Origin of the sequence: Streptosporangium sp. 'caverna' (assembly GCF_003203775.1) — a bacterium.
GTDB classification, from domain to species: Bacteria; Actinomycetota; Actinomycetes; order Streptosporangiales; family Streptosporangiaceae; genus Streptosporangium; species Streptosporangium subroseum.
Window position 1 is genome coordinate 5335424 of record NZ_CP029711.1, and the last position, 15575, is coordinate 5350998.

The 15575-nt window shown below is 68.8% G+C and carries 18 protein-coding genes; 7 read left to right on the forward strand and 11 right to left on the reverse strand.

Annotation, left to right across the window (positions count from 1 at the left end):
- Positions 1-24 precede the first annotated feature (24 nt).
- Positions 25-930 carry a helix-turn-helix domain-containing protein gene (locus DKM19_RS23615; protein ID WP_110698443.1) on the reverse strand — a complete coding sequence of 302 codons (906 nt, stop codon included), beginning with the start codon at positions 928-930 and terminating at the stop codon, positions 25-27.
- Positions 931-1045: 115 nt separating this feature from the next.
- On the opposite strand from DKM19_RS23615, the gene DKM19_RS23620 reads away from it, so the two are divergent.
- From DKM19_RS23620 to DKM19_RS23630, 3 genes are all read left to right on the forward strand, one after another.
- On the forward strand, positions 1046-1744 hold the full coding sequence (locus tag DKM19_RS23620) for an SDR family NAD(P)-dependent oxidoreductase (protein WP_110698445.1): 699 nt from the start codon (positions 1046-1048) through the stop codon (positions 1742-1744).
- A 186-nt stretch (positions 1745-1930) separates the two neighbouring features.
- Positions 1931-2833, forward strand: coding sequence for a haloalkane dehalogenase (locus tag DKM19_RS23625; RefSeq protein ID WP_110698447.1), 903 nt, complete (start codon positions 1931-1933; stop codon positions 2831-2833).
- Entirely contained in the window at positions 2830-3654 is an 825-nt protein-coding gene (locus DKM19_RS23630) for an RNA polymerase sigma factor (protein WP_110698449.1), read from the forward strand. Before DKM19_RS23625 ends, DKM19_RS23630 begins: the two co-directional genes overlap by 4 nt.
- A 52-nt stretch (positions 3655-3706) precedes the next feature.
- Here DKM19_RS23630 and DKM19_RS23635 read toward each other — a convergent pair whose 3' ends face one another.
- Positions 3707-4183, reverse strand: coding sequence for a hypothetical protein (locus DKM19_RS23635; protein WP_204358971.1), 477 nt, complete (start codon positions 4181-4183; stop codon positions 3707-3709).
- Positions 4184-4438: 255 nt separating this feature from the next.
- On the opposite strand from DKM19_RS23635, the gene DKM19_RS23640 reads away from it, so the two are divergent.
- On the forward strand, positions 4439-4909 hold the full coding sequence (locus DKM19_RS23640; protein ID WP_110698451.1) for a hypothetical protein: 471 nt from the start codon (positions 4439-4441) through the stop codon (positions 4907-4909).
- Here the strand turns inward: DKM19_RS23640 and DKM19_RS23645 are convergent.
- The 3 genes from DKM19_RS23645 to DKM19_RS23655 form a co-directional block, all read right to left on the reverse strand.
- Positions 4804-5652 carry a bifunctional 2-polyprenyl-6-hydroxyphenol methylase/3-demethylubiquinol 3-O-methyltransferase UbiG gene (locus DKM19_RS23645; RefSeq protein ID WP_110698453.1) on the reverse strand — a complete coding sequence of 283 codons (849 nt, stop codon included), beginning with the start codon at positions 5650-5652 and terminating at the stop codon, positions 4804-4806. The genes DKM19_RS23640 and DKM19_RS23645 overlap by 106 nt on opposite strands.
- 130 nt (positions 5653-5782) lie before the next feature.
- A complete protein-coding gene (locus DKM19_RS23650; protein WP_110698455.1) occupies positions 5783-6499 on the reverse strand; it encodes an SDR family oxidoreductase in 717 nt (238 codons plus the stop codon).
- Between the two features lie 130 nt (positions 6500-6629).
- The gene (locus tag DKM19_RS23655; RefSeq protein ID WP_204358972.1) at positions 6630-7139 is read right to left on the reverse strand and encodes a CGNR zinc finger domain-containing protein; all 510 of its coding nucleotides are present in this window, start codon (positions 7137-7139) and stop codon (positions 6630-6632) included.
- Between the two features lie 110 nt (positions 7140-7249).
- Between DKM19_RS23655 and DKM19_RS23660 the strand changes: the two genes are divergently transcribed.
- Together DKM19_RS23660 and DKM19_RS23665 are read left to right on the forward strand one after the other, a co-directional pair.
- Positions 7250-8110: a DUF427 domain-containing protein gene (locus tag DKM19_RS23660; protein WP_110698457.1), complete on the forward strand. Its 861-nt coding sequence runs from the start codon at positions 7250-7252 to the stop codon at positions 8108-8110.
- 233 nt (positions 8111-8343) lie between these two features.
- Positions 8344-9060, forward strand: a complete 717-nt coding sequence (locus DKM19_RS23665; protein ID WP_110698459.1) for an SDR family oxidoreductase — start codon at positions 8344-8346, stop codon at positions 9058-9060.
- Between the two features lie 82 nt (positions 9061-9142).
- Here the strand turns inward: DKM19_RS23665 and DKM19_RS23670 are convergent, their stop codons facing one another.
- The 6 genes from DKM19_RS23670 to DKM19_RS23695 form a co-directional block, all read right to left on the reverse strand.
- On the reverse strand, positions 9143-10243 hold the full coding sequence (locus tag DKM19_RS23670) for a serine/threonine protein phosphatase (protein ID WP_239514396.1): 1101 nt from the start codon (positions 10241-10243) through the stop codon (positions 9143-9145).
- A 242-nt stretch (positions 10244-10485) separates the two neighbouring features.
- A complete protein-coding gene (locus DKM19_RS23675; protein ID WP_089206694.1) occupies positions 10486-10680 on the reverse strand; it encodes a ferredoxin in 195 nt (64 codons plus the stop codon).
- Positions 10681-10718: 38 nt separating this feature from the next.
- Positions 10719-11276, reverse strand: coding sequence for a 3-phenylpropionate/cinnamic acid dioxygenase subunit beta (locus DKM19_RS23680; RefSeq protein WP_204358973.1), 558 nt, complete (start codon positions 11274-11276; stop codon positions 10719-10721).
- A complete protein-coding gene (locus tag DKM19_RS23685) occupies positions 11273-12562 on the reverse strand; it encodes a Rieske 2Fe-2S domain-containing protein (protein ID WP_110698461.1) in 1290 nt (429 codons plus the stop codon). Before DKM19_RS23685 ends, DKM19_RS23680 begins: the two co-directional genes overlap by 4 nt.
- Before the next feature lie 120 nt (positions 12563-12682).
- The gene (locus DKM19_RS23690) at positions 12683-13855 is read right to left on the reverse strand and encodes an NAD(P)/FAD-dependent oxidoreductase (RefSeq protein ID WP_110698463.1); all 1173 of its coding nucleotides are present in this window, start codon (positions 13853-13855) and stop codon (positions 12683-12685) included.
- A 78-nt stretch (positions 13856-13933) separates the two neighbouring features.
- Positions 13934-14650 (reverse strand): GntR family transcriptional regulator, encoded by a 717-nt coding sequence (locus DKM19_RS23695; RefSeq protein ID WP_162641701.1) that lies wholly within the window; start codon positions 14648-14650, stop codon positions 13934-13936.
- 57 nt (positions 14651-14707) lie between these two features.
- On the opposite strand from DKM19_RS23695, the gene DKM19_RS23700 reads away from it, so the two are divergent.
- Positions 14708-15469, forward strand: a complete 762-nt coding sequence (locus DKM19_RS23700) for an SDR family NAD(P)-dependent oxidoreductase (protein WP_110698465.1) — start codon at positions 14708-14710, stop codon at positions 15467-15469.
- Positions 15470-15575 lie beyond the last annotated feature (106 nt).

Genomic DNA, 15575 nt, shown 5'->3' on the forward strand with positions numbered 1-15575 from the left:
CGACCACCGGCAGCTCACCACCCGCTACCGCAGCCTCGACTGCGCCGCCTCCCGCGGGACGGGCGAGCCGTCCGGAGTGACCGGCGGACCGGCGACCACGGCGAGCCGCAGCCTGGTCTCGTCCGCGCTACCGGGCACGGTGCTCATGATCACGATCTTGCACTCGGAGTCGCCGTCGGTCAGCACGTCGCAGTCCACCGTGACCGTCCCCACCGAAGGGTGCTCGATCGTTTTGTGATCCTCACGATGAGCGGCCACCGTACCGACCGCCCAGAGTTCGGCGAATCGCCGGTTGCCCGTACTCAGGTCGTGAATCAGCTCTGCCAGGCGCGCGTCCCGAGGAAAGCGGCCGGTGGCGCGGCGCAGGTCGGACACGACGGCGGCGTCGGTGGTGTCCCTGTCCAGCTCGGTCACCGGCCATCGTGCGAGGCGAGCGGGGCCCGCGTCCACCGGGAACCTGTCGCGGGCGAAATTGCGCAGCCGCGGTGGCGACGACGAGGGGTCGCCCAGCAGCGCGGCCCAACCGCGGTTCCACCAGATCAGCTGCCAATCCGCCGCGAACACCGCGACCGCGACGTCCCCGAGCCGGGTGAGCACGCGGTGAACGCCGGGTGGGACGTGGTCGGAGATCGCAGCGTCCGCCGGCGGGATGAGACGGGCCAGCCGGTACAGATGGTCCCGTTCGGTGACGGTCAGCTGCAGGGCACGCGCGAGGGACGCGATCACCTGGGCCGAGGGCGTCGTGGCCCGCCCCTGCTCCAGACGCACGACGTAGTCGACCGACACGCCGGCGAGCTCGGCGAGCTCCTCGCGGCGCAGCCCGATCGCGCGGCGTGCCCGGCCCACCGGCAGCGCCGCGGCCGACGGAGGCAACCGTTCCCGCCAAGTACGGATCATCGCACCTAGTCCGGTCCCGGGCGTCGTCGTCATGACACCCATCTTCCTCCATCCCCGGTCCTCGAACGCGAGATCGATGGTGGTACTGCTTCTCCTACCGTTGAGGCGTCCCTGGCCGGATGCCGCAGGTGAACCGAACAATGGCCACATGACAGTCACCTTCATCACCGGAGCCAACAAGGGGCTCGGCCGCGAGACCGCCCGCCGTCTCGTCGAGCTCGGTCACACCGTGCTGGTCGGGGCCCGCGACCCCGAACAGGGCGAGCGGGCCGCCGCCACGCTCGGCGCGCGGTTCGTCCCCATCGACGTGACCGACGACGCGTCCGTCAGCGCCGCGGCCGCGAACGTCGCCGAGCACGAGGGCTCGATCGACGTTCTGATCAACAACGCCGGCATCCACGGCCCCGCCGGTGATCCCAGCGCCCTGACCGGTGCCGACGCCCTCGGCGTCTTCGACGTCAACCTCGCCGGTGTGGTCCGGACGACCACCGCGTTCCTGCCGCTGCTGCGCCGGTCGTCAGACCCGGTCATCGTCAACGTCAGCAGCGGAACGGGCTCGCTCGCCCACACCCACGACCCGTCGCGCCCCGAGTCCAGGGTGATCGCGCCGCTCTACACCGCCTCGAAGGCGGCGCTCACGATGCTGACCACCCAGTACGCCAAAGCGCTGCCGGACATCCGCGTCAACGCCGCCGATCCCGGCTACACGGCGACCGATCTCAACGGCCACAGCGGTCCCCAGACCGTCACCGAGGGCACGGACGCGATCGTCGGCCTGGCAACGGAAAAGCCCGGCGCGGGCTCCGGGCGCTTCGTCGACCGAACCGGTGAGATCGCCTGGTCCTGAGACTGGGGACCGCCGGGAGCGGTGCCGGTCGGAGACCCCCGGCCGCTGCCACCGCTCCAGGCGACGCGGGCAGGTCCGTCCGGAGTCGAATCCCGGCTCGGGCGGCAGCGGTTGCCAGGTGATGTCGTTGTGCGGGTGACCGATCCGGAAAAACTTCCGGCCCGGCTGTCACAGCCGGGAGCAGGCATGTGTCCAACCCAGTGCAAGCACCGAAAGGACGGACACATGCCCACCATCGACGTCAACGACTCGTTCATGGCCTACACCGAAGCCGGCGAAGGCCGGCCGGTGGTGTTCCTGCACGGCAACCCCACCTCCTCCTACCTCTGGCGGAACGTGACCCCGCACGTCCAGGACCGGGCCCGGGTTCTCGCGCCGGATCTGATCGGCATGGGTGACTCCGGCAAGCCGGACATCGGCTACCGGTTCGCCGACCACGCCCGCTACCTCGACGCCTGGTTCGGCGCCATGGGCCTGGACGACGTCGTGATCGTCGGTCACGACTGGGGCGGCGCCCTGGGTCTGGACTACGCGAAGCGCCATCCGGGCAGGGTCCGGGGCATCGCGTTGATCGAGACGTTCCTCCGCCCGTTGCGCTGGGCCGACTACCCACCCAACGGAGCCGAGATCTTCCAGGCCATCCGTTCGCCGAAGGGCGAGGACATGATCCTGCGCGACAACAGCTTCATCGAGTTCAACCTGCCCGCGGGCGTCCTCGGTGGGCTGTCGCAAGAGGACCACGACGTCTACCGCAGGCCCTATCCCGACCCGGAGTCCCGGCTGCCCACGCTGGTGTGGCCGAGGGAGATCCCGATCGACGGGCAGCCGGCCGACGTCCACGAAAAGATCCTCGGCTACATCGACTGGGCCGGCGACACCCCGGAGGTGCCCAAGCTCGTGCTGACCGTCGAACCCGGTACGCCGATGGGATCGCCGGACGTGATCGCGTGGGTGAAGGAGACCTACGCGGGCGTCGAGATCGAGTCGGTCGGCCCCGGCGGGCACCATGCCCCGGAAGACCAGCCGGACGCCATCGGCCAGGCGGTCGCGCGCTGGCTTACGCGCCACGGGCTGACAATGCACCCATGAGCGAAGAAGAAGAGCTGGTGGCAAGGGCCGTCGACGGGGACAAGACGGCCCTTGCCGAGGTCGTCCACCAACTGCAGGACCCGCTTTACCGGCTGGCCCTGCGGATGGTGTGGCGACCGGCGGACGCCGAGGACGCGACCCAGGAGATCCTGATCCGCGTCATCACCCGGCTGGCCACCTGGCGCGCCGAGGCGAAGCTGCTCACCTGGGCCTACCGGGTCGGCGTGAACTACCTGCTGAACCTGCGCCGGCAGACCCCGCAGGAGGCGCACGGGGTAAGCCTGGACGACTTCCGGGAAGGCCTGGCCGACGGGCTGGCCACGGCGGACTACACCGGTCCGGAGGCCCGGCTGCTCGCCGAAGAGGTCCGGCTCAGCTGCTCGCAGGCCCTGCTGCAGTGTCTTGAACGCGGTGAGCGGGTGGCGTTCGTCCTCGGCGAGGTCTTCGAGCTGCCGTCCCCGGACGCGGCGTGGATCCTCGACACCACCCCGGCCGCGTACCGCAAGCGGCTGGAGCGAGCCCGGCAACGCATCCGGGCGTTCATGGAGTCCACGTGCGGGCTGGTGAACCCGGAGGCGTTCTGCCGGTGCGCCAGGCGGGTGGACAAGGCCGTCGCCGTCGGCCGGATCAACCCGAAGCGGCCGGCCTTCGCGACGCATCCCGTCAACGGCCGTACCGTCGCCGAGGCCGCCGAGCAGATGTACAAACTGCACGGCGCCGCGGGAGTGCTGCGCGCCCACCCCGACTACGCCGCGCCGCAGGCCAGAACGGACGCGATCCTGGCCCTGCTGCGGTCCGGCCGGTTTCCCATGCTCGAGTGATTGCCTCTCACCTGAGCGCCGACCTCGCCCGGATGCTCCACCGCGACGTTGATCAAGCGCTGTCCGTTGGATTTTCCACCGTTGCCGCCGAGACCCCGTCATCGGGCGACGGCGTACCGCCCCGCCCTGCCGGGCGCCTGTGCTCCCACCAGAGCGCGGCCCCGGTGACCACCGCGCCGACTCCCTCCCAGATGCCGACACCGACGAACCGGGCGGGGGCGGCGCCGGTCACCACCAGGAGGGTGAAGACCGCGAACGTCAGCAGGCGGAACGGCACCGTCCACAGGAAGAAGGGCCGGTAGTCGGCGGCGGCGGCCAGGAGGTAGTAGACGCCCATGTTCACCGCGGCCATCGAGGAGGCGGCGAGATACACCTTCGTGTAGTCGCCGGGGTCACGCGTCTGCAGCACCTCGAAGCCGAGGAGGGCGAGCATGGTGTCCGGCGACACCAGGCCGACGACGCCGAGCGCCACGGCGAGGAAGCCGAAGACGGCCATCGTCCAGCCGGAGAGGGAACGCGGGAGTCGCATGGTGGATCCTCCGGATGCCCGATCAGCGATCATGTGGGGGGTGGCCTCTCAGTGATCTTAGGATTACCACATATGCCAGCAAGCACCACAGAGTGCGCAAAAACCCCAACCGCCATATCGGCCAGGCGACTCCTTCACCCCAGACCCGACGATTACTTATTTGACCATTTCGGTCATTTAGTGTCGGATCCTTCGGCAGAATGATCAACCGTTGATCCCCCGGAAAGCGGGGGACGGTTGAGAAGGGATGGCTGAATGCGCGGGGCCACAAAGACGATCCTCCTCACCGCGGCACTGTCGATCGGAGGGATCATCACCAATCCTGCGCACGCGGACGCCTCCGCGCTCACCCCGGAGCGGGTGTGCGGTTCCGGCTTCGCCCGGGTCGCCCACAGCAAGCAGGCCGCGAAGACCCCCTCCGGAGACGTGTTCGGTTACGTCTATCTGCTGTACAACCGCAGGACCGGCTACAACTGCGTCACCACGATCAAGACCTCCGATGTCGGCGTCGCCACCTTCGTCTCGGCCACGGTCACGACGCAGACGCGGGGGGCGCACTCACGCACGGGCGGCAAGAACGAGGGCCGTCAGGTCAAGCACTACCTGGGTCCGCTGAAGACCTACGGCAAGGGCCGGTGCGTCAAATACTCCGGCACGATCTGGGATGACGGGCGCGATGCCGCCGTCGCCACGGCCCGCTGGAAGTCCTGGGGCAACTGCGGCTGAGCCGGGTCCGGCGGAATGCGGTAGACGGACACGTGGGAACGCGACTCGGCGGTGAAATCGGCTCCGGCCCAGTCGGCATGCCTGGTCTCCAGCTCGAACCCGGCCAGCTGAGCCATGAGGTCGAGCTCGGTCGGCCAGATGTAGCGGTGCGGGCTACGGAACAACTGGGCCTGTTTGCTCTCGCCAAAGCGGAAGTGGTGCGATACGACGTGCTGGCGCAGCACGTCGTAGGTGTCCAGGCCGATGTAGCCGGGCTCGCAGTGCCAGACCATGGCCTGCTGACCAGGTGGGAGCTTGCGCAGCTCAGGCACCCAGAGCTCGATCACGAACCGGCCGCCGGGTGTGAGGTGGCGGGCGGCGTTGCGGAAGCACTCGACCTGCTCGGCTTGGGTGAGCAGGTTGGAGATCGTGTTGAAGACGAGGTAGACGAGGGTGTACTTCCCCGGGGCGAGGGCGGTCGCCATGTCGCCGGCGATCACCGGGATCGTCGCCTCGTCCGCCTTCGTTCGCAGTTGGTCGATCATCGGGGGTGACAGCTCGATGCCGGTTACGGGCACCCCTCGCTCGGCGAGCGGCACGGCCACGCGGCCGGTTCCGATGGCGAACTCGAGCGCCCGTCCGTCACCGGCGAGCTCGGCGAGGCGGTCCACGGTTGGCCCCAGGACCTCGGGCGCGAACATGCCGGTGCCCGGTGTGTCATAACCCCGGGCGGCGTCGACATCCCAGATCTCCTCCTGTTGCATGCCGCCAACGATGGTCGTGGGTGCAGGCGTTGTCCAACGATTTTGTGACCTCGCGCTCGCAAACGGGTTCGTACCGCCGGCCGCGTGCTGCTGTATCGCCGCCTGCGCCGTCGGTGGTTGCGGCGGTGTCTCAGGTCAGTGGTTCGCCGCCGTCGACGCGTAGGGTCACACCGGTGAGGAACGGGCTGGTCATGGCATACAGAACCGCGTCTGCGATGTCTTGTACGGTTCCGATGCGACGGGCCGGGTTCCGGGCGCGTAGGTCGTCGAAGTAGGCGCGCTTGCCCTCTTCGCCCAGTGAGTCCCAGATGCCGGTGTCGATCACGCCGGGCGAGATCGCGTTGACCCTGATCGGCCCCAGTTCAAGTGCCAGAGACCTGGCGAGGAAGTCCACCGCCCCGTTGGTGATCGCCACGCCGAGGTAGCCGACGACGGGCTTGAAAGCCGCGACGCCGGAGAAGATCACGAAGGAACCGCCGTCGGCGATGCGCGGCGCGAAGTGCTTGGCGAGCATGACCGGCCCGATGACCTTGGTGTCGAAAGAGCGCCGCAGCGCTTCCCGGTCGAGGGCGGCCAGGACCCCCCGGGCGCGCGCCGAAGCGGTCGAGACGACGTGATCTACCTGGCCGAGCCGCTCCGCGAGCGTCGCGATGGTCGTGTCGTCGTTGAGATCGACGGTCTCGGCCACGATCCCGGGATCGTCGTAGGCGGCCCCCAGCGCTGCCCGGTCGCGTCCGGCGACCACGACGCGGGCTCCTTGCTTGCGGGAGGCCAGGGTGATGGCACGGGCGATCCCGCTACCTCGGCCGATGACAAGGACGGTGCGATTTTCCAGCGAGAGCGTCATTTCACATGCCTCTCTGTCCGCTTTTATCCCTAAAGTCGATTTTATCAACCGGCCGGCGCGGGCTCCCCCCGGCCGATATCGGGCCACAGCTCCCGCTCGGCGCCCGCGAGCCCGTCACGCCCGCCCAGGGTCAGTCAACCGATGGCTGACGCGCCCGCAGGTAGTGCCGCCGGGCCTTCATCCTGTTCCCGCACACGGCCATGGAGCACCAGCGGGCCCCGTTCGTCTTGCTGCGGTCGAGCAGGAAAAGGCGGCACTCGTCGTTCGCGCACGGCCTCAGCCGTCCGGGCTTCGTCCTTTCCAGGGCACTCCAGGAGAGAACGGCCCTGACCGCCGGCCCGCGCTCCGCCGGTACGTCGAGGGACCATTCCACCCCGTGCTCGGACACGGTCGGACGGTAGCCGACACCTTCGAGGAACGGCGCCAGAACCGTCGGCGGCCGCTCGCCGCGGACGACCGACTGCAGCGCGTCCCGCGCCTGCCGCGCCGTGTCCCGCTCCCCCTGCGACCCGCTCCCCCCTCGCCGCCGGAGCCAGGTGCGGGCCTCGGCCGCGTCACCCAGGTGGTCCTGCTGGACGCCGTCGACGAGCGGGGTGCTGTTGAGCAGATCCAGCAGGGCGTCCTCTTCCTCCCGCGTCATCGCCATGAACATTTCTAACCCCTCTCCGTCATTTGACAGGTTACACCTTCCTCTGATTCAGTCTAACCATCGAAACGATACAAAGGGGTTAGGCAAGAAGGGAAAAGATCATGGGTCTGTCATGGCAGCAAGGTCCGCTCGCGGCAGGCGCGATCGGGAGATTCCTGACTCCCGATCCGCTGCCGGAAAGACTGCTGTTCGCCGAGCGTCTTCGCCGGAGGTTGCGTGTCCGGTTCGGAGGCGAGTGGATCGCCGACAGTGAGGACGTGGTGCTGTTGCACGAGCCGGGCCGATATCCGGTGGCCTACTTCCGCCTGGAAGACGTGAGGCCCGGCGTGCTTCAGCGGACCGACCGCGTCACACACCATCGCGACCTGGGCGCCACCTCCTGGTTCACGGTCCGCGAGGGAGACCACGAGGCGGAGCGCGCCGCATGGCAGTACGTCGAGTTGCCCTCCCACGCCGGGGAGTTGGAGGGGCGGGTCGCTTTCGCGTGGCGTGCCATGGACGCGTTCTACGAGGAGGACGAGCGGATTCTGGGGCATGCGGCCGACGCCTACCACCGGATCGACATCCGCCGGACGTCACGAGAGCTGGAGGTTCGCGACGGCGATCGTGTCGTGGCCAGGTCGGCGCACCCGGTCGTCCTGTACGAATCCGGCTTCGCGCCTCGCTGGTACGTCCCCAGGACCGACATCGACGAGAGCGTGCTCACGCCGGTGGAGGGACAGACGTTCTGCCCCTACAAGGGGCTGGCCGCCTACTACGACATCGGCGACTCCCAGCGCGCCGCCTGGTCATACCAGGACGCCTACACCGAGGTGAGTCCCGTCTCCGGCATGGTCTCGTTCGAACCGGACAAGATCGCGGTGTTCCTTGACGGCAGGCGGCTGAAACTCGAACCCGGGCAGACCGTGCTACCCCATGGCGTCGACCGAGGTCTGGACGCCGACGAGGTCCGCACACGCTGACCGCGGGCCGCGCCGCTCTCTCGTGTCACGGCAACGCCACAGACCCTGGCGGCAGCGGGCGAACGGGCGGGCGGTGCTCCACCAACGGCGGCAGGGCCGCGTTCCACAGACACCGCGCTCCACAGGCGTTCGCAGAGCCCTGCCGGAGCAGCGAAAAGATTCATATCCGAAATGTTCCCGTTCGAGGGCGCGGCGACCTGGCCTCACTCTCGGACGACCCGAAGGAGAACCGAATGTCAGCGAATCTGCAGGACAAGACCGTGCTCGTCGTCGGCCGCGGAAGCGGCATCGCCCGCGCGATCACCGTGGCGGCCCGGGCGGCCGGCGCCCGAGTCGTGGTCGCGGGACGCGACCGCGAGGCCCTGGCGGACGCCTACGACGACGCCGGTGTCACCGCCGAGGAAGTGGATCTCACCGACGAGAGGTCGATCGCGGCACTGGCCGAACGGATCGGCGAGGTCGATCACGTGGTGTCGACCGCCTCGGCGCGGGCTCGGGGTCGCGTGGAGGACCTCACCCCGGACACGTTGCTGCTGTCCTTCGGCACCAAGGTGATCGGGCCGATCATGCTGGCCAAGCACTTCGCGCCGCGGGTCCGTACGGGAGGATCCTTTGTCCTCTTCTCCGGGTCGTCGGCTCTCAGGCCGACCGTCGGAACCCTGGGCGTCGCGGCCACCAACGGGGCCGTGGACGTCGTCACCAGAGCCCTCTCCCTGGAGCTCGCGCCCATCCGGGTCAACGCCATCTCACCCGGAACCGTCGACACCGGCGCCTGGGACGGGCTCGGCGAGCAGAAGAAGGCAGAACTGTTCAGGCAGCGCACCGCCCACAACCCCGCACGACGCATCGGAACGGCCGAGGACATCGCGGACGCCGTGCTGTTCGCGATGACCAGCACCTTCATGACCGGCGTGTCGTTGCCGATGGACGGCGGCGAACCCCTGGCCTGAGCGGCGGCCGGCAGGAAACCGCCCAGGAAATCCAGGAAACCCAGAAACCCTGGAAACCCTGGAAACACGGACACGCAGCGGATCAGCGCATCGCGCTCAGGCCATGTTCGACCTTCTCGCCCGGGTACGGCGTCGCCCGATCGACGCCGAACAGATCCCAGTAGAAGTCGTTCAGGGCCGCCGCCACGGGTGCGTACCGGCGGATCACCGCGGCGACGGCCGGCGGAGCACCGGCGGGGTCCGCGCCGGCCGCGCACGCGCGGATGTAATCGTTGCGCCGTACCGGTCCGCCTTCTCGTGGCATCGCCACCCCGCAGACGTTGGTGACGAGCCAGTTGACCAGCCGCATCAGCGCGTAACCCATGTCGTGGGTCCGGTTGCGCTCCAGGAATTCGATCTCCTGCTTGGACAGGTCGAACCGAGGGGAGGTCGCCAGTCCGAGGTCGGCGATGTACAGGCGTTCACCATCGGTGAGGATGTTGCCGAAGTGGCCGTCGAAGTGCGTCAACCCCTGGTCGTTCATGAACGCCACATCGGTCAGCAGGCACGACTCGACCATGGCGCACGCCGCTACCGCGGCGTCCTGGCCGGCGGTGAGCTGAGCGGCGAGCCAGGTGTCGAGGGTGTAGGGGATGAACTCCTGAAACAGCACGATGCCGGCCGAGGCGCGGGCAAGGGCGTGGAGACGGTCCCGTACCTCTGGTGATCCGTCCCAGTACCGCACGACCGCCTCGATGTCGGCGTGCTCCTCGGTGGGCGGCGGTGCTCCCGGCAGCACCCGCCAGTGGTACAGCAGGGGAAAGGCCGCGCTGCGCCCGGCCAGGACCCAGTTGGTCGCCATGACGTTGGCCGCGAGTTCACGCCAGGCGCCGAAGCCCGGTCCGGCGAACTCGACGAGTCCGTACTGGCAGAACGCGGGCACCCCGAACAGGTTCGCGGTGGACATCACGTTGTCCGCGTGGCGCTCCAGGTCGGTCAGCGGTACCCGCTTCGCGAAGACCGGTACGCCGGCGATGTCCAGCAGCACCGAGGTGCCGCCTATCCCCGAGCCCAGAACCCGCCCCTGCTCCAGCGACTCGGCGAGCTGCCGGTCACTGAGCAGCGCCAACGCGCTCGCCACCTCGCCGTACTTGCCGACACGCTCACCGTGAGACATGTCCACCCGTGTATCTCGCAGCTCCAACAGCGGGCACCCTTCATGATCGACTCGCCTGGTTAGACGCTACACCCGCGTGCCGACCGGTCGGCTCGCGTAGAACCAGGCGGCACGATCAGCCGCCGATCGTCGGTTTTCGTCGAGGAGCGCCTCATCCCCGTCGATCGTTCGACGGCACCGGACCCGCCCCGCCACCCGCCTGGCTTCGGGGGTGGCGTGGGCGCGTTCCGTACGTCCGGTTTCTCCCGCCGCTCACGCTGGGATGACGGTCAGCCCTCAAGGATGAGCGCCTGGACGGGACAGCTGCGGACGGCCTCTTCCACGACGGCCCGGAGATTCTCCGGAGGGTTCTCCTGGAGGATGATCGCGATGCCTGACTCCTCGTCCAGGTCGAAGACCTCGGGAGCCGTCAGCAGGCAGTTCGCATAGGCCTGGCAGTTCTGGGTGTCGAGTTTGACGTGCATGTGCTGGGTCACTTTCGGAGTGCTGGTCGGGAGTTGGCTCAGAAGAAGATCGCAAGGTTTTTCGTGCCGAGGGTCGACTGGTCGAGGATCACGCGGCGGCGGGCGATGGCGATCCGATCGGCCTCCAGCCTCAGCAGGTCATGCCGCTCTCCGGAGATCAGGTCATGGGTGCCGCGGTCGCCGCGGCTGCGGTAGAGCAGCAGGTAGCTGCGTATGGCGAGCTCGCCTTCCCGCTCGCCCCAGGCGACCCTGACGTTCGTGACGAACCGCCGGGTGAAGGAGGGCGGGTCCTCCGCCCAGGCGACGTTGGTGCCGAGACGGCGGACCCGCAGGCCGAGGCTCGCCTTGTTCTCGTCGAAGTGGAAGATGTCGTCCACCACGTCGGGGTTGCCGATGCGACGGGTGATCCGCACGGGGACGCGATACTCCACGTCGTCGGTGAACAGCGCCAGCCACTCGTCGAAGCGGCGGGAGTCGAGCAGCTCGGCCTCGTCGATGAGGAAGTCCTGCACCGCCAGCCGCACCTCGAACGGCACCGGGCCGGCGGGCTGGAACCGGAACGCGGACAGGAGGCCGGGATCGATCACCGCGGTCACTTCTCCTCCCCCGCCACCGTGTCGAGCCAGCGGCGGTAGAAGGAGCGGGCCGCCGCCTCGTTGAACTTGCCGTCATAGACGGTGCCGAGGCCGGGGAAGTCCTTCATCGGCTCGCGATCGAGCCCCATTCCGTAGTGCAGCACAACCGGTTCCTCCAGGGTGAGAGCCACCTGGGAGTTGCGCGTCTGCGCCTCCCAGTTCTCCGTGTCGTCCTGTTCCAGCATTCCGGAGGTGCCGAAGGTCTGGACGTAGGCTTTGCGTCCCAGTTCCTTCCACCACTCCGGTGCCTGCTTCTCCACCAGGTGCCAGGACCACGCCTGGATGCGGTCCGGCCCGATCGGCTGCCACTGCCGCAGCGTCATGCCGGTGACCCGGCGCCCGCCGAACTCGATGACGTTGGGGATCAGGAAGGACAGGTTCGGGAAGACGTTGCCGTGAAAGTTCTTGATCCGATCCAGCAACGCGAGCTGGTCCTCGGAGAGGTTTCGCTCATACTCCGGGCGGAGTTCGGCCGGATACCACGGTCCGTCCTCCTGCACCCCGATGCCCAGCCCGTGGCCGTTGCCGGCGTCGACGTGATAACCGACGCGACCGAAGTCCACCCCGCTGACCAGGCCGAGCTTGGCCAGAAAGGCGTGCGTCGTGGCGGTGTGGTAGGCGTCGGAGGCGAAGTTCTCCGCGGGAAGCTTCCAGGCGGTCGGAACGATCCAACGCTGCGGCGTGCCGACGACCTCGAACTCGGCCCTGCCGACCAGGATGTCGAGATACCACGCCATGGAGCCGAGGAAATCGACGAGCGGCTCGGAGGCCCGGTTCCACGTGGCGAAGATCAGCCCTTTGTAGGACTCGCTGCGGGCCTCGAGGAGCCGGAGTGATTCGCGTTCGAGCCCTTCGGTGTAGGCGAACCGCTGATACGGAGCACCGAGGAACGAGCCGTCGTTGCGGAAGGTGAAACCGTGGTACGGACAGCGCCAGGACGGGCCGTTGCCCATGTCCTCGCACGCGAGCTTCATGCCGCGGTGCCGGCAGGAGTTGAGGAACACCCGCACCGTGCCGTCGTCGCCGCGCGAGACGATCACGTTGGCCTCGCCCATGTCGCGGACGACGAAGTCCCCGGGAGCGGGGATCTCCGATTCGTGCGCGACGAAGAGCCAGGTCCGCCCGAACAGTCGCTGCATCTCCAGCCGGTAGACGTCCGGGTCGGTGTGTATGTATGCCGGGATCAGGCCTTCTTCCGGCAGAACGGTCTGGTGGAGTCGCTCAGCGGTCTCCGGGAGAGTTGTCATATCAGTCGCCTGCAGTCATAGATGTCGAAAAGTGTATTCAGGTTTATCGCATCTGCCGGGTGCTACTGAAACGCGGTCGCGTCACCCGTCCATTCCACTCATGGCTCCCTCCGTCCCAGCTCACAGGGCCGGAACACGTTGTGGGTGGGTCAGCCGGCGCCGGTAGGCCAGCAGCGCGCGCGGCGCTCCCGCGACGACCGCCCCGACGAGCTCACCCGTTCGGAAGAACTCCGCGACAAAACGATCTCCCGCCGGATCTCCCTCGATCACCCTGGTTTCGTCGGCGAGCGCGGGAAGGCCGACCCCCTGAAGCCGGATGCCGAACTGGTCGCTCCAGAACGAGGGGACGGGAGCGCACGGCCCCGCCGCGGTCCCGTGCAGCAGCCGCCGGGCCGCGATCACCGCCTGTTCCGCGGCGTTCGTCCAGTGTTCGAGACGTAACGGTGCGCCGCCGAACCCCGGGTGCGGCCAGCGGGCCACGTCGCCGGCGGCGACCACCCCGGGCAGGCCGACGACGCCGAGCCCGGCGTCGCAGATCAGCCCGTTGTCGAGCCGGGCCCCCGAGTCGCGCAGCCACTCGGTCGCAGGCACCGCGCCCACCGCCACGACGAGCACGTCCGCCGGAAGCGTCCGGCCGTCGCCGAGGACGACCTCTTGCACACGGTCGTGGCCGCGCACTTCGGTGACGGTCGCCGGATGGATCACCGTGACCCCGTGATCGGCGGCACGAGCGGCCGCGCCCGCGGAGAGCGGGCCGAGAGCACGGGCGAGCAGGGGATCCGCGGTGACCAGCGTGACGTCGAGGCCGAGCGTCCGGCAGCTGGACGCCACCTCGGTCCCGATGAAGCCGCCGCCGAGGATCACGACCGACGGCCGGCCCGTCAGTTCCCGCCTCAGCGCGATCGCGTCGTCGAGAGTACGCAGCGTGATGACCCCGGCGAGGCCTTCCGGCACGGTGGGGAGGCGCCGGGCCGTCGCCCCCGTGGCGACGACGAGCCCGTCATAGGGAACGCGTCGCCCGCCGTCGAGCAGGACTTCCCGGTCGGCGGCGTGGAGGGCGACGGCGCGCTCGCCGAGGCGCCATTCGACCGAGAGATCAGGCTGCTGCCGCAGGGTCACCGCCGACAGGTCGGTCGCTCCGGTCAGCAGTCCTTTCGACAGCGGCGGACGGTCGTAGGGCGGGTGCGTCTCATCACCGATCACCACGATCCGGCCGTCGTATCCTTCCCCGCGCAACGCTTCCACGGCGCGGAGTCCGGCTAGCGACGCGCCGACCACCACTACGGAATCCATGTGGAAACTGTAGACACTTATGGGCGAAGTTGGCAACGGTGACCCTGTGCCTTGCGGAGGTCACCCTCCGCAAGGCTCTCAGCCCGCCGGCTCCACGATGGCCTTGGGACGCTGGTTGCGATACATCCGCACGGCCTCGTCGCGGGTGTGCAGGATGTGCTGCTCGACCTCGCGCCGGGCGGAGGCGACGTCGCCGTTGCGGACGTATTCGAGGATCCGCTCGTGCTCCCGCGTCGCCTCGGCGTTGCGGTGGATCCCCTGCCCCTCGCTCCACATCCGCAGGTAGCGCTCGGCCCGCCCGCGCAGCTGGTTCGCCAGCTCGAGCGCCGTCGTCGCATCGGAGGGTTCGTACAGGGCCTGGTGGAACTCCGCGTTGAGGGACAGCCACGCGTTGTGGTCCAGCGGCTCGTGCATGAGCTCGATGAAACCGGCGAGCTGGGCGATGACCTTCTCGTCGATGTTGGGCATGGCCTTTTCCACCAGGTAGCCCTCGATCATCGCGCGCAGGTCGAAGATCTCCATGACCCTCTCCAGGGTCAGGCGGCGCACGATCGGACGGCGGTGCGCCTCGGCGCTGAGCAGCCCCTCCGCCTGGAGTTGCCGCATCGCCTCCCGCACCGGCACCCGCGAGACGCCGAAATGCTCGGCGACCGCGACCTGGTTGAGGATCGCGCCGTCTTCCAGCGATCCCTCGTAGATCGCCTCGCGGAGCACGGCGACGATGTAGTCCGGTGCCGTACGGCGTTGCTGGAGCTCTTCGCTGACCCTCAGGGGGAGGACGGTCTTCTTTCTCACCACGGAGCTTAGTGTATACAGCTTGGCAGTTATCGTGAGAGAAATGAGGGTTCCGGGATGACGGATCTCGAAGACGGCAGTGGCCCGACAGTACCGCTTTCCGATGGCGTGGCGATCGTCACGGGCGGGTCGGGCGGCATCGGCAGGGGCGTGGTCGCGGCGCTGAGCGGGCGCGGCGTCCGGACCGCCGTGCTCGACCTCGCCGCGTCCGGCTCCTCCGGACCCCGTGGCGCGGCGCTCGCCCTGGACTGCGACGTGCGCGACCCGGCGGCCGTCGCGGCGGCGGTGACCCGGGTGAACGCCGAGCTCGGCCCCGTCGGATATCTGGTCTGCGCCGCCGGGGTGGTCTCGGAGGCGCCCGTGACCGAGCTGGATCCGGCGGAGTTCCGGCGGGTGGTCGAGATCTCGCTGTACGGGACCTTCCACGCGCTGCGGGCCGTCCTTCCGCACATGGTCACCCGCGGCCGGGGCAGCATCGTCGCGATGTCCACCGGCTGGGCGACCAAGGGATATCCGAACGGCGCCCACTACGCCGCCGCCAAGGCGGGGGTGGAGGCCCTGGTGAAATCGGCGGCCCTGGAGGTCGCCGCCGCCGGCGTACGGGTGAACGCGGTCGCCCCCGGGCCGGTGGAGACGCCGATGCTCACCGACTTCCCCGACTACCACGCCCGCGCCGCGGACCGGGCGCGGGCGATTCCGATGGGACGGGTGGGCGAGGTCGGCGACGTCGTCGGCCCGGTCATGTTCCTCCTCGGACGGGACAGCGAATACATGACGGGCCAGGTCGTCCAGGTCAACGGCGGCCTGCTGATGCCCTGACGATCGAAACCGCGGGCCACGGGCCGGAATCCGGGGGCAGGGGGTCCCCGATCAGGGATCTTCCAGCCAAGGCCGTCCGGGGACAGGGACATCCATACATGTGCAA